This window comes from Bdellovibrio sp. MYbb2 (genome assembly GCF_056175685.1).
Genome location: NZ_JBJKJI010000001.1, coordinates 426,843 through 440,075, shown reverse-complemented (window position 1 = coordinate 440,075; position 13,233 = coordinate 426,843). Strand labels below are relative to the sequence as shown.

The following is a 13,233-nucleotide window of genomic DNA, read 5'->3' as shown; positions in this document are numbered from 1 at the left end:
TCCTGAAACGGAGGGGCATGACTTGCGCCCCGAAATACCCCAGCATAGACTTTGGAAGTGTCCGAAATGGACAGGAAGGTATTATGAAAAAGAATCTGACTTTTGCAGCCGTGGCTCTTTCTTTCTTGGCGATGACCAGTTGTGGTCCGAAAGCTTTCGTGAAAGGCCAGTACGACGACGTGAACCGTGAAAATCTTCTGAATGATCAGTGGTCAGAAACTGACATGCAGAAAGCAGTTCAGGATCTGGTGGCAAGTTTGATGACTTCTCCATCCATCAATGGCGCTAAAAAAATGCCAGTGGTTATGGTGACCGGCCTTCAGAATAAAACCAGCGAACACATCGACACTCAAAGCATCATGGACATGGTTCGTGTTGAGCTTATGAAATCCGGCAAAGTGGGTTTCATCGACAAAGAAGCCCGTCAGGATATCGCTGATGAATACAACTATCAGAATTCCGGCATGGTTGAAGAAGGCACCAAAAAAGGCCCAGGCGGTCAGATTGGCGCAGACTTCATCATCAACGGTCGTCTGGATTCCATCGTTCAGGAAGTGGGCAAAGACAAGTCCGTTTACTACAAACTGACTTTGAATCTGACCAACCTGAAATCCAGCATGATCACATGGTCTGACCAGAAGCAAATCCGTAAAACATTCAAAAAGAAATCTATTGGTCTGTAATTGATGAATCGTTTTGCTCAAAGACTCACGCACGCCGTGGGTCTTTTTTTAGTTTTGCCTCTGATTGGCTGCGCGACTTACCAAAATAAGGTGCAGCCGGCCCGCGAGGCATTGGCTCGTCATGATTTCACCAAGGCACTGGCGGATTTAAAACCGCTGGCCGACAAGGAAAATGACGATCAGCTGGCGTACCTGATGGACTACGGTGTAGCCCTTCAAGTCGCCGGGCAACTGAAAGAGAGCAATCAGATTCTGATGAAAGCCGATCGCCTGGCCGAACTGGTCGACTATCAGTCGGTTTCCCGCATCGCCGGATCTCTGGCGCTGAATGAGGAAATGGTTCAGTACAAGGGCGACACTTTTGAAAAGATCTTCATCAACGCCTATCTGGCGATGAATTTCCTGGAGATGGATCAGCTGGATGATGCTCTGGTTGAAGCTCGTCGTATCAATGAAAAATATCTGAAATACCGTGCCGATGAAAAGCAGGCGTTTGAACTGAACTCGTTCAGTAAATATCTGTCGGCCGTGATCTGGGAAGCCAGCCGCAGTTATGACGATGCTTACATCGCCTATGCCGAAGCCTACAAAATTGACCCGTCCATTTCCACGATCCGCGAGGACCTGATTCGCTCGGCGAAACTGGCCCGTCGCATGGACAGCTACAAGGAATGGAAAAAGAAATTCCCCGATGTTGTGGAATCCGACCGTTGGTATGACCGGGCAAACGGGGAGCTGGTGATCATTTATCAGCAGGGTTGGGGGCCGCGAAAATCCGCGGGTAAAAACAACGGTCACACTTTGCCGACGCTGGTGCCGGTGCTCAGCCAAACTCAACGAGCACGCCTGTATCTTTCCACCGACGTGGAGCCTTTCCTAAGCCGCGAAGTTTACGATGTGCAAACCGCCGCAATGAAAACCCTGGAAGAGGATTACGGAATTCTTTTCGCCAAACGGGTGGCGGGTGTTGCCACCAAAGCGGTGTTGTCCGATCAAATCCGTCAGCAGAATCAGGCTTTGGGTGACTTGGCTTACATCGCCTTGTTGATGGCGGATCGCGCAGATGTGCGTCAGTGGTCTTTCCTGCCTCAGACAATTCAGATTATCCGTGTGCCGTTGCGCGCGGGAACCTACAAGTTCCGCCTGGAAGGCGTGGACTACAGCAATACATCCACAGGGGAAGGTCTTGATTCCCGTGACGTGGAAATCAAAGCCGGCCAGAAGAAATTCGTGATCTGGCGATCACTGAAATAGCTGATCCCGAATCAAATTGCGGCTTTCAATTGTGGCTTAGACAATCGCCACATCATGAGATGAAAATAAACAAACAAATGAACTGGCCCGCTCTTGGCAATCCTTCTTGGCGATGTCGGCCCGTGACTCGGGTTGATTGAGTTTTTAGTTCAAAACCAAGGAGTTTATATGAAATGTCTTTTGATGAGTCTAGTGATGTTGGCTTCCGCACCAGCTTTTGCGGATTTTGGTGGCACACCTGAAAGCAAGGATTCTGCCTCCGTGATGGTGGGAAGCGGGGATATGTCGGATCGCGTGGAAAAGGCGAACTGCCGTGTTAATTATAAAGTCGGACAGGGATTTATTGAAGTCTATGGAATCTATGACGAGGATCGCAGACAGTCCGTGGGTCTGGGGGCCGGTATTGCGGTGAACAGCAGCGGTGTGACGCGAACAAAGCATTTCTGCACCAGCATGGGTTTAAAGTTCAGCTATCATCTGGATGATAATGCCATCAATCTGTTCTGTAATTCTGCCGACGGGAACGTGGCTCAAAAGGTCGAGATCATTCTGGATAAATCCGGCAAGCTGGCTAGCTACAGCACACGAAGCACTGTTTACGGTAGAACACAGTCTTTCAGCTGTTCTCGTTAATTCCGTTAAGAAAAATAAAAAAGGCCCCGCTTTGCGGAGCCTTTTTTGAAACCCTTGCTGAAAGGTCTTCTTAGTTGTTCAACAAAGAAGTGCCTGGCAGGTTTGGAGTTTCGTCGTCTTGCTGAAGACCTGGAAGTACAGTCGCTTTTTCAGCAGCTACTTTAGCAGTAGTGTCTGTGTTGTAGCGAGTCGCTGCAGTTGCAACGCGGTTTTCCAAGTTTTGTTTAACGCTGTCAGTAGAAGCGTTTTCAACAACTGTGTTCACTTGTTGCTTGGTCATGTAGTCCTGAGGGAACGCGCCAAGTTTAGCCAAGTAACCAGAGATGCTGCCGTTACCGTTCTGGATGATCTCACGCAGTGTGAAAAGAGGAGCGTACTGAGATGCTTTCTTTTCAGCTTCGAAGATGATCTGAGTCAGAGTCGCAGCAGTGATGTCATTTTTAGACTTGTTGTCGATAACCATCACTTCTTCGTTAGTGCGGATCATCTTAGCGATATCGTCCAAAGTCACATAGCAGCTTTGTTGAGTGTCGTAGAGTTTGCGGTTCTGATAGCGCTTGATGATTTTAACTTTAGAATTTGGCTTCGATGTCATTGTTTCGTTTTGGTTGATCAAAAGTGCCTCCCAATTTGAAATTTCCCCAAAGTCCCAAGGGGTTAACAGTGCCTTATGATTCGGCGTCCCCTTGCAGATGGGCGCAACCTATCCCTGCCGCCACCCCTTGTCAAGGGGTCCTAAAATCAAAAGAAAAGACTCTAGGCGTTATTTATTCTGCAAATAGCCATTCGTTTTTTCGAATTTTACAGACCTTTGTCTAAAGTTTTTTCCAAAGGCCGCCGAAATGTTAAAGAACGACCTTCAATCTTGGGCGGATTATTAATGAAAAACGAGCAAAAACAAGAGTTTAAGTCCTCTGGTGTCTTGGCCCTGCTGGGTCTTGTAGGATTCTCTACAGCCATCATTGCGACCCCCTGGAATCGCCAGATTCAGGACTCTAAAAGTGAGACAGCCCGCCAAAAAGCCGAGGTCGTTGGGTATCAAGTTGTACAAATTTACCGCGAAGCATCAAAAAATACAGTGTCGGAAGACAAAGCCGGAGGCAGGCTGCCAGCTTCGGTTTCAGAGGATAAGTCCGCTTTGAATGCTGAAAACCTGCGCAGCACAGGGACCATGGGAACCGACCCGTGGGGCCAGCCATACCGCTATCGCATCCTGTCCGGAGCTGCCGATGCTGCCGGCAAAATCAAAATCCTGGTGTGGTCTTCCGGTCCAAACCAGAAAATCGAAACAGCTTCTCTTGATGATGAAGGCAGGCCTCTGGAAACCCAGCCTCTATATGAAGGGGATGATCTGGGAGTCCTTTTGAGTGTGTCTCATAACTAGGCACTTTCGCATCCGCGCCCTAGGTCGCGTTTCCTCAGTGGGTGCATAAGCCGCATCAAGCAATTCTCATAAGAAGCCGATCAGCCTAGTGACTAAGGAGATTTCATGTTTCCATACACTAGGACCGCAATCATCGTTCCTTTCCTGATGACCCTCACGGCTTGCGCGACCTTCACGTCAAATGAGTCTGACGACAAAGCCCCTTACTACGAGGCATCATTCAACGATAGAAATCGCGCTCCTGCTTCTTTTGCTCCGGCGGTGGTCTCTCCGGAAGACAATGGTGCGGCCTCCTTGGATCCACTCTACATGCGCACACAAGCGGACTATTACTTCGCGATGGGTGAGGCCTACGCTCTGGAAGGCAACTCCCAGAAAGCAGTTGAAGCTTTCAAAATGGTTCTTATTTACGATACCAATTCCCCGGCTGTGAATATGCGTCTTGCGGCAGAATTCCTGAAGCAGGGCATGATCACTGAATCTTTGGCGCAAGCTGAAGAAGCAGTGGCAAAAGACCCTAAGAACGTCGACAGCCACTTGTTGCTGGGTGGTTTGTATTCTTCTTTGAAGCTTTATCCAAAAGCGATGGAACAATACAACACCGTGATGAAACTTCAGCCCGAGAACACCGAAGCGCCCCTTTACATTGGTGCTTTGTACTCTGAGCAGAAGCAGTCTGACAAAGCGGTGAAGTACTTTGAGTCCCTGCTGAAAAACCCTGAATACAACACTCCGTATCTGGCTCACTACTATATCGGACGTGTGCGCCTGGAGCAGTCTGAAGCCAAATACCAAAAAGCGGCAGAGGCTTCCTTTAAGAAAGCTCTGGAGCTGAAGCCGGATTTCGCGGATGCGGTTCTGACTTTGGGTGTTCTTTATTCCAAGCAGAAAACGGAAGACAAAGCCGTGTCCCTGTACCGTGCTTTCCAGAAAGAAAACTCTCCAAGCCCGCGTGTGGCGGAAGTCCTGGCGCAGATCTATATCGAGCGCGGTGACTATGAAAATGCGTATGAGCAGCTGGAAGTGATGGAAAATGATTCCGACGAACCACTGAATGTTCGCATGAAAATGGCTTTGATCCTGATTGAACAGAAACGTTACGACACTGCGGTGGCAAAACTGGAAGAGATCCTGAAAGATGCTCCAGAGTCAGACAAAGTTCGTTTCTATCTGGCAGCGGTTTACGAAGAAACCCGTCAGCATGAAAAAGCCGTGAAAGAGTACACGAAGATCCCGTCCACCAGCACTTATTATGGTGAAGCCGTGGTTCACGCTGCTTACCTGCTAAAAGGGCTGGGCCGACTGAATGAAGGTTTGGAAGTGGCGGCCGCTGGTTTGAAAGCACGCCAGGATCAGCCTCAGATCTTTGCGATGTATGCTTCCCTGCTGGATGAAAAAGGCGACTATAAAAATGCCTCTGCGACATTGGAGCAGGGTCTGAAAAAGTTCCCGGAAAATGCTCAGCTTCGTTTCTATTACGGTACGATCAACGACCGTATGGGCAACAAAGATGTGGTTGTGAGCGAAATGCAAAAAGTTCTGGAGCTTGATCCAAACCACGTGCAGGGTCTGAACTATCTGGCCTTCACTTGGGCTGAAATGGGTGTGAAGCTTCCGGAAGCTGAAAAACTGGCGCGTCGTGCGCTGGAGCTTGAGCCGACGGATGGCTATGTTCTGGATACTCTGGGCTGGATCTTGTACAAACAAAGCAAGTTCGCTGAATCCATCAAGTTCCTGGAGGCCGCTTACAAACATCAGTCCACAGTCAGCATCATTGCTGAACACTTGGGTGATGCTTACTACAAGCACTCAATGGTCGATAAAGCCAAGAAGATGTACAAGAAAGCCGCGGATCTGGAAACTGAGCCTAAAAAAGTTCAGGAAATCCGCAGCAAGATCACTGCAATTGAAAAGCAGGAGCTGAACGGCACACCTCGTTTGCCAGCTTCCGTTGAAAAGCCGGTGGCAGAACACGCTTCTGAAAAGTAGATTTGAAATTTACAATTAAAACTAAAAAAGCCCGCGTACTGCGGGCTTTTTATTTTTAAGCTTAGGAAGCCGGTTCGGTTCTCTTTTCCTGAAGCAGGCCGCGTTCTTTCGTCGCCAGGAACGAGTAATGGGCGGCATAAAAGATCACAGGTAAAGACACGATGAACCCCGCGCCCCACAAGATTCCCGAGATCAGAACCGCCAGCGCCATATAAAAAGCGATGATGAAATATTCGCGGAAGTTCTTCAGCGATGCCAAGGCGGCAATATCCACAGCTTTCGCCAGTGCTGTGCCATTTTCAATGGTCATGCGCAGAGCATGAGTCAGCACCAGATAAAAATACACTGCCAGAATCAAAAGACCCCAGGACATCGGGACGGTGTGCAGGAAATCCTGCGGGCTTTCCAGAACTCCGATGGCGGATCCCAGCAGAGTGCTGGTCGGTAAAAGAATCAAAGAGCAGATAATAAATGACAGGGCATTTTCTTTCAGAAAATTCAGATCACGCGGCCAGGCTTTCAAAGTCAGATAACGATTGGTCACTTCCTGTAAAAACAGCAGGCCGAAGGAAATCAGCAGGGCACTAATGTAAGGGGTAAAACGCACCGCCAGAACGAACAGGGTGGCCGTACAGCCCAAAAAGAGGCTGTTTTTCCAGTCTGTTTTTAATTGAATCAAGGCTTGTTTAAGAGAATTCATTTCTCTATGCTAAGGCAATGATGAACAGGTTCAATTATTTTTTCATGTTCGTATTAACCCTTTTCCTTTCCGGATGTGTCACTAAGACAGTGAAAGAGGGTGCGTTTCAAAAAGCGCAGTGGGAAACCAAGGCCCTGATCAAAAATCAGAAGGAAAATAAGACCCAGTCATTAAATATTGATATCTTTGCGATCAAAAACGAAAGAGCACGCTTTGAAATCACGGCTTTGCTGGGGTTTCAGGTGGCCAGTGTTGTGATGAGTCCGACAGAGATCTCTTATGCTGTTTATCCTCAAAAGACGTTCTTTTATGGGCGCAATACCGAACGTGCGTTCGCCAATGTGATTGGCATGCCACTGCATCCGATGAATCTGGCCAATATTGCTTTTGACGAACCTGTCAGAGGCCCCGGTTGGAAATGTGGATTGGATCCCGCAGGGCTGATTTATCAATGTGAGAATATCGCCAAACAAACGCGCGTCGAGTGGTTGGATCGAAAAGAAGGGCAAAAGAAAGTCGTAATTACGGCCCCGCAATTTGAAATGCAGTGGCTCTTTGAAGCACCCAAGACTGAGGTCCAGTTTAAACCAGAGCTGTTCACCTTGAGACAACCGCAAGGGTTCAAAGCAATACAACTAAATTAAAAAACTCGTTAACCGTCTAGTAATGAGGCATACTCTAACAGAGTAGGTGTGTCACCAATCACCTTGGGGAGAGAATATGGCCTCTAAGTTTGATCTGCATTCACTGGTCGCCAACTGGCAAAACTCAAGCACTCATGCCAAAGAGCATTGGAGTGGCACCTTCGAGGAATATCTCGACCTGGTAAAACAAAATCCCAAAATCACGCGAAACGCCTATCAGCGCATGTATGACATGATCGTTGAGGAAGGCACTGAGACGTACATTGATTTCAAAAAAGAAGTCATTCGCTACAAGTTTTTCGACGACGTTCATAACAATGGCAAAGACGCGGTCTTCGGCCTTGATGTGCAGTTGATGAAATTGGTGAATGTTCTGAAAGCGGCGGCCCTGGGTTACGGAACCGAGAAACGTGTGATCCTGCTGCACGGCCCGGTGGGAAGTGCGAAATCCACCATCTGCCGCATGCTAAAAAAAGGCCTTGAGCGCTACTCGCACACCAAGCAGGGTGCGGTGTACACGTTTGAATGGATCGATGAAAAGCTTGAGCTTGACGGCATTCTTGGAAAAGGTGTGAAGGTCTTCCATTCGCCAATGAATGAAGAACCTTTGCTGCTGATTCCGGAAGAGCTTCGTTCCACGGTTTATGATTCCATCAACAAAGGCCAGGAAGGCAGCTTCCGTGTGCATGTGGATGGTGAATTAAGCCCGCCTTCTCGTTTTATCTTTAAAGCCCTGATGGAAAAATACGACGGCAACCTGATGCAGGTTCTGTCGCACGTGCGTGTGAAAAGATTGTTCATCTCTGAGGCGGACCGTGTGGGTATTGGCACCTTCCAGCCGAAAGATGAAAAGAATCAGGACTCCACCGAGCTTACGGGTGACATCAACTATCGTAAAATTGCCGAATACGGATCTGATTCCGATCCGCGCGCCTTCAACTTTGACGGGGAGTTCAACGTCGCCAATCGCGGGATGATTGAATTTGTCGAGGTTCTGAAGCTGGATGTGGCCTTCTTGTACGATCTGTTGGGGGCTTCGCAAGAGCACCGTGTGAAACCTAAAAAGTTCGCACAGACCCATATCGATGAAGTGATCATCGGTCACACGAATGAACCGGAATACCGTCGTCTGCAGGACAACGAATTCATGGAAGCTCTTCGTGACCGTACCGTGAAGATCGACATTCCGTACATCACGCGCTGGAGAGATGAAATCAACATTTACAAGCGCGACTTCAATTCCCAGAAAGTGCGTGGAATCAGTATTGCTCCGCACACGGTTGAAATGGCCGCAATGTGGGCGATTCTGACCCGTCTGGAAAAACCGAAGAAAGCCAATTTGACCCGTTTGCAGAAACTGAAACTGTATAACGGTAAAACGCTGCCGAACTATACTGAAGACAACGTTCGCGAGCTTCGTAAAGAAACTGTGCGTGAGGGTCTTGAGGGTATTTCAGCCCGTTATATCCAGGATAAACTTTCCAACGCCCTGGTGGCGGCTCAGCAGTCCAACAAAGGATCTGTGAATCCGTTCATGGTGTTTAAAGAGCTTGAATCCGGTTTGAAAAGTCACTCGTTGATCGCCAACGAAGAGCTGAAGACCGAGTTTAAGGAACTTCTGGGTGTGGTCATGCAGGAGTACGAGGAAATCATCAAAGCTGAGGTGCAAAGAGCCATCAGTGCCGATGAAAGTGCCATGCAGCGACTGTGTGCCAACTATATTGATAACGTCAAAGCCTATACGCAAAGAGAACGAGTTCGCAATCAGTTCACCGGCAACGACGAGGAGCCGGATGAGCGTCTGATGCGATCTATCGAAGAGAAGATCGAGATCCCAGAGTCCCGCAAGGATGATTTCCGTCGCGAGATCATGAACTACATCGGGGCCCTGGCTTTGGAAGGCAAGAAGTTCAACTACAAGATGAACGAACGCCTGCACAAAGCCATCGAGTTGAAACTCTTCGAGGATCAGAAAGACAGCATCAAGCTGACCACTTTGGTAAGCAACGTTGCTGACAAAGACACTCAAGAGAAGATTGATATTGTAAAAACCCGTCTCATCAAGGACTTCGGTTACGATGAAATCTCTGCTACGGATGTATTGCATTACGTGGCAAGTATCTTCGCCCGAGGGGACGTAAAGAATAAATAATGTCGATACGCGAAGACCATAACAGATTCAGAGAGATCGTTAAAGGCAAGGTCAAAGAGGATCTGCGCAAGTACGTCTCTCAGGGCGAAATGATCGGGAAGCGTGAAGATGAATTCGTGAAGATTCCGCTTCCGCGCATCGATATTCCCAACTTCCGGTACGGTCCCAAACAACAGGGCGGGGTCGGTCAGGGGGAAGGGCAGCCGGGTCAGGATGTTGGTGATCCGGGTGAAGGCGGACAGGGTCAGGCCGGCGAAGCTCCGGGCGAACACCTTGTCGAAGTCGAAATGTCGATGGATGAACTGGCGGACATTCTGGGTGAAAAACTGGAATTGCCGCTGATTCAGCCCAAAGGCGCCAAAAACATTGATTCCCTGAAGACAAAATTCACAGGCCTTGCGCCGGTGGGGCCAGAGGGCTTGCGCCACTTCAAATCATCTTACAAACGTGCCTTGAAGCGCATGGTGGGTTCCGGAACTTATAATTCCGAAGACCCGCTGGTGCTGCCGATCCGCCGGGATATGCAGTACAAGTCCTTTAAGAAAGTGCAGCAGCCACAAACCCAGGCCGTGGTCATCTATATGATGGACGTGTCGGGTTCCATGGGTGAAGAGCAGAAGGAAATCGTCCGTCTGGAAAGTTTTTGGATCAACACCTGGCTGCGCAAACACTATAAGGGCCTTGAAACCAGATTTATTATTCACGACGCCTCGGCCAAAGAGGTGGACGAAGACACGTTCTTCCGCACCAGTGAGTCGGGTGGAACCCTGATCAGCTCGGCCTATAAGCTGTGCCAGGAAATCATCCAGACGGATTATCCCACAAATGAATGGAACATTTATCCGTTCCATTTTTCAGATGGCGATAACTGGTCGGGCGAGGATACGCGTCTATGTGTTAAGATGCTGCAGGAATTCTTCCTGCCGAACTGTAACGTTTTCAGTTATGGCCAGGTGGAAAGCAAATACGGCAGCGGGCAGTTCCTGAAGGACCTGCAAAAGGAATTTGGCGAGGATGAAAGACTGACGCTGAGTCAGATCGAAAACCGCGACAAGATCCTGGATTCAATCAAAGACTTCCTGGGAAAAGGAAAGTAGGGCGGAGCTCGTATGGCTAATCTGACACCCGAACTTGAAGCCGAAAGAAAAAGAATCTGCCAGATCGCGAAGGACGCGGGCCTTGATTTCTTTGAGACGATCTTTGAGCTGATCACCTACGATCAGATCAATCAGTTCGCCGCTTACGGTGGATTTCCGGTGCGCTATCCGCACTGGAAGTTCGGGATGGAGTACGAGCACCTTTCCAAGAGCTATGAATACGGCCTTTCCAAAATCTATGAAATGGTGATCAACACCGACCCGTGCTATGCGTACCTGATGGAAGGCAACGCCATGATGGACCAGAAGCTGGTCATGGCTCACGTGTACGGTCACTGTGATTTCTTTAAGAACAATATCTGGTTTTCCAAAACCAACCGCAAGATGATGGATCAGATGGCGAATCACGCCACACGCATCCGCCGCTACATGGACCGTCACGGTCAGGATGTGGTGGAAAACTTTATCGACGTGTGTTTGTCCCTGGAAAATCTGATTGATCGCTACAGTCCGTATGTGGAAAAGTCTGTGGTAAAGCCGCAGAATCCGCCACCAGCGCAGGAACCAAACTATCTGCTACGCGTGGATCGTTCCTATATGCGCGACTATATCAATCCGCCTTCTTTTGTTGAAGAACAGCGCCGCAAGGCCGATGCCGAAGCGCAGGCCAAAGCTCAGCGTTTCCCGGCGGAACCGGAAAAAGACGTTCTTAATTTCTTCATTCACTATGCCCCGTTGACGGACTGGCAGCAGGATGTGCTGTCGATCATCCGTGATGAGGCTTATTACTTCTCGCCTCAGGGTATGACCAAGACCATGAATGAAGGTTGGGCGTCTTACTGGCATTCCAAGCTGATGACGACCAAGATTTTGAATGATTCTGAAATCATCGACTTTGCCGATCACCATGCCGGCACGATGGCAATGGCTCCGAACGGGTACAATCCCTACAAAGTCGGCATCGAACTTATGCGCGATATCGAGGACCGTTGGAACAAAGGGCAGTTCGGTCGCGAATGGGAAGAGTGCGACGACGTGCGCGAGCGCAAGCACTGGGATAAGAAATTGGGCCTGGGCCGCGACAAGATCTTCGAAGTCAGAAAAGTCTGCAATGACGTGACGTTCATTGATCAGTTCCTGACCGAGGACTTCTGTGTGCGCAACAAAATGTTTGTGTACAAGTTCAATAAAAAGACCCAGAAGTTCGAGGTCGACACCAAGGACTTTAAGGCGATCAAAGCCCAATTGTTGTTCCATATGACGAACTTTGGTCAGCCGATCATTCGCATTGAGGACGCCAATTTTGAAAACCGCGGGGAGCTGCTCCTGACGCATCTGCACGAAGGCATCGACATGCAGCCGGATTTCATGAGCGAAACCCTGAAAAACGTATTCAAACTTTGGAAGCGCCCGGTGAATATCGCGACCGTGATGGATGAAACTCCGCAGCTTTTTAGATTCGATGGGAAAGAGTATACTCAGCACAAGTTGGGTGAAGAGCCCAGCCCTAATCCATCCAATCAAGAGAGCTCAGGTTCGTGAAAAATACTCGCTTAGTTTTTAGTACTGATCCCCGTGACAACGTTACATGTCCCAACTGTAAGGAATTAAAATCCGAATGCCGTTGTCGTCCTGAGGACACGGTGCAAGAAGGTCAGTTCACAGTAGTGTTCCGCTTGGAAAAAGGGGGACGGGGCGGAAAAACAGTCACGGTTCTTGATGGATTCCCTCGTAATGAAGAGTACTTAAAGACTTTGGCCAAAGAATTCAAAGCCAAATGTGGCGTCGGTGGAACCCACATCCTGGGCGACAAAGCCGGGATGATCGAGATCCAGGGTGACAAAAGAGACCAATTGAAGAAGATTCTGGAAGCGAAGAAGATCAAATTTAAAGGCATGTAAAACTGGACCCTGTGCAACTTGCACTTTACATTTGTTGGGCTCATGCTTTTAAATATGAATATGTTTACGACTTCCACTCCTTTAAGGGGAACGGACTTGGCTGCAAAAAAAATCGTGATTGTAGATGACTATGAAGAAAGCTGTAAGCTCCTGGCGGAGATTCTCAGCTCCACGTATGAGTGTTCTTACACCTCTGACAGCACTTCTGCGTTCCGCTTGATCAATGAAAAACGCCCGGATCTGATTCTGCTGGATTATAAAATGCCAGGGGTGATGGGTGTGGATGTGTGTCGTATGGTTCGCGAAAGCGATTCCACGAAAAACACGCCGATCATCTTCGTTTCCGGTGCGGCGACGATTGATGAAAGAATCAAGGCGTTTGAAACAGGTGCTGATGACTTTATTTCCAAGCCTTTCCATGTGAAAGAGCTCATTTTGCGAATCAAAGCTCGCCTTTCTGAAAAAGAACCGGAAGCGGCTTCTGAGCTGAATGCGGCGAATTTGAAAATGAACCTTCTTTCCCGTCAGGTATTTGTCGACGGTGAGGAAGTGAATCTGACGCCAAAACAGTTCGATATTCTGAAACTGCTGGTGGCCGGAAAAAACAATCTGGTCACTCGTGAAAAATGTCTTTCAGAAATCTGGGGCGATACGGAAGTAACTTCCCGAAATGTGGATTCACAGATCAACTATCTGAAGCGTAAAATTCATAAATTCAACGGCCGTATTGTTGCCGTTCCGTCCTTGGGCTACCGACTGGAAGCTCAGGAATAGGCAGAAAGAAACTTGCCCGCAG

At 48.7% G+C, this 13,233-nt stretch carries 13 protein-coding genes; 11 read left to right on the top strand and 2 right to left on the bottom strand.

The window, feature by feature from the left end:
• Positions 1-83 precede the first annotated feature (83 nt).
• The 3 genes from lpoB to AC04MQ_RS02170 all read left to right on the top strand — a co-directional run bounded on the left by lpoB (position 84) and on the right by AC04MQ_RS02170 (position 2,570).
• Positions 84-683, top strand: a complete 600-nt coding sequence (lpoB, locus tag AC04MQ_RS02180) for a penicillin-binding protein activator LpoB (protein WP_038450554.1) — start codon at positions 84-86, stop codon at positions 681-683.
• Between the two features lie 36 nt (positions 684-719).
• Positions 720-1,937: a COG3014 family protein gene (locus AC04MQ_RS02175; RefSeq protein WP_475390855.1), complete on the top strand. Its 1,218-nt coding sequence runs from the start codon at positions 720-722 to the stop codon at positions 1,935-1,937.
• A 168-nt stretch (positions 1,938-2,105) separates the two neighbouring features.
• A complete protein-coding gene (locus AC04MQ_RS02170; protein WP_011162823.1) occupies positions 2,106-2,570 on the top strand; it encodes a hypothetical protein in 465 nt (154 codons plus the stop codon).
• Between the two features lie 70 nt (positions 2,571-2,640).
• On the opposite strand, the gene AC04MQ_RS02165 is transcribed toward AC04MQ_RS02170, so the two are convergent.
• Positions 2,641-3,186, bottom strand: a complete 546-nt coding sequence (locus tag AC04MQ_RS02165) for a polyhydroxyalkanoate synthesis regulator DNA-binding domain-containing protein (RefSeq protein ID WP_011162824.1) — start codon at positions 3,184-3,186, stop codon at positions 2,641-2,643.
• Between the two features lie 264 nt (positions 3,187-3,450).
• Between AC04MQ_RS02165 and AC04MQ_RS02160 the strand changes: the two genes are divergently transcribed.
• Together AC04MQ_RS02160 and AC04MQ_RS02155 are read left to right on the top strand one after the other, a co-directional pair.
• Positions 3,451-3,954, top strand: a complete 504-nt coding sequence (locus AC04MQ_RS02160; protein ID WP_475390853.1) for a hypothetical protein — start codon at positions 3,451-3,453, stop codon at positions 3,952-3,954.
• A 105-nt stretch (positions 3,955-4,059) separates the two neighbouring features.
• Positions 4,060-5,943: a tetratricopeptide repeat protein gene (locus tag AC04MQ_RS02155; protein ID WP_475390851.1), complete on the top strand. Its 1,884-nt coding sequence runs from the start codon at positions 4,060-4,062 to the stop codon at positions 5,941-5,943.
• 61 nt (positions 5,944-6,004) lie between these two features.
• Here the strand turns inward: AC04MQ_RS02155 and AC04MQ_RS02150 are convergent, their stop codons facing one another.
• Positions 6,005-6,643, bottom strand: coding sequence for a hypothetical protein (locus AC04MQ_RS02150; protein ID WP_417862770.1), 639 nt, complete (start codon positions 6,641-6,643; stop codon positions 6,005-6,007).
• 44 nt (positions 6,644-6,687) lie between these two features.
• On the opposite strand from AC04MQ_RS02150, the gene AC04MQ_RS02145 reads away from it, so the two are divergent.
• The 6 genes from AC04MQ_RS02145 to AC04MQ_RS02120 all read left to right on the top strand — a co-directional run bounded on the left by AC04MQ_RS02145 (position 6,688) and on the right by AC04MQ_RS02120 (position 13,211).
• The gene (locus AC04MQ_RS02145) at positions 6,688-7,287 is read left to right on the top strand and encodes a hypothetical protein (protein WP_374034568.1); all 600 of its coding nucleotides are present in this window, start codon (positions 6,688-6,690) and stop codon (positions 7,285-7,287) included.
• 76 nt (positions 7,288-7,363) lie between these two features.
• On the top strand, positions 7,364-9,439 hold the full coding sequence (locus AC04MQ_RS02140) for a PrkA family serine protein kinase (RefSeq protein ID WP_417862768.1): 2,076 nt from the start codon (positions 7,364-7,366) through the stop codon (positions 9,437-9,439).
• Complete coding sequence (locus AC04MQ_RS02135; RefSeq protein ID WP_011162830.1) at positions 9,439-10,536, top strand: DUF444 family protein; 1,098 nt, start codon at positions 9,439-9,441, stop codon at positions 10,534-10,536. The genes AC04MQ_RS02140 and AC04MQ_RS02135 overlap by 1 nt, the downstream gene beginning before the upstream one ends.
• A gap of 12 nt (positions 10,537-10,548) precedes the next feature.
• Positions 10,549-12,078, top strand: a complete 1,530-nt coding sequence (locus tag AC04MQ_RS02130) for a SpoVR family protein (RefSeq protein WP_417862766.1) — start codon at positions 10,549-10,551, stop codon at positions 12,076-12,078.
• A gap of 101 nt (positions 12,079-12,179) precedes the next feature.
• A complete protein-coding gene (locus AC04MQ_RS02125; RefSeq protein WP_200859546.1) occupies positions 12,180-12,437 on the top strand; it encodes a translation initiation factor in 258 nt (85 codons plus the stop codon).
• A 96-nt stretch (positions 12,438-12,533) separates the two neighbouring features.
• Positions 12,534-13,211: a response regulator transcription factor gene (locus AC04MQ_RS02120; RefSeq protein WP_232468861.1), complete on the top strand. Its 678-nt coding sequence runs from the start codon at positions 12,534-12,536 to the stop codon at positions 13,209-13,211.
• Positions 13,212-13,233 lie beyond the last annotated feature (22 nt).

What these genes read in the sequence shown, in the direction of transcription:
- AC04MQ_RS02160 (WP_475390853.1), top strand. Translation starts at nt 3,451, where the DNA reads ATGAAAAACGAGCAAAAACAAGAGTTTAAGTCCTCTGGTGTCTTGGCC.
- AC04MQ_RS02150 (WP_417862770.1), bottom strand. Translation starts at nt 6,643, where the DNA reads ATGAATTCTCTTAAACAAGCCTTGATTCAATTAAAAACAGACTGGAAA.
- AC04MQ_RS02170 (WP_011162823.1), top strand. Translation starts at nt 2,106, where the DNA reads ATGAAATGTCTTTTGATGAGTCTAGTGATGTTGGCTTCCGCACCAGCT.
- AC04MQ_RS02140 (WP_417862768.1), top strand. Translation starts at nt 7,364, where the DNA reads ATGGCCTCTAAGTTTGATCTGCATTCACTGGTCGCCAACTGGCAAAAC.
- AC04MQ_RS02145 (WP_374034568.1), top strand. Translation starts at nt 6,688, where the DNA reads ATGTTCGTATTAACCCTTTTCCTTTCCGGATGTGTCACTAAGACAGTG.
- AC04MQ_RS02130 (WP_417862766.1), top strand. Translation starts at nt 10,549, where the DNA reads ATGGCTAATCTGACACCCGAACTTGAAGCCGAAAGAAAAAGAATCTGC.
- AC04MQ_RS02135 (WP_011162830.1), top strand. Translation starts at nt 9,439, where the DNA reads ATGTCGATACGCGAAGACCATAACAGATTCAGAGAGATCGTTAAAGGC.
- AC04MQ_RS02155 (WP_475390851.1), top strand. Translation starts at nt 4,060, where the DNA reads ATGTTTCCATACACTAGGACCGCAATCATCGTTCCTTTCCTGATGACC.
- lpoB (WP_038450554.1), top strand. Translation starts at nt 84, where the DNA reads ATGAAAAAGAATCTGACTTTTGCAGCCGTGGCTCTTTCTTTCTTGGCG.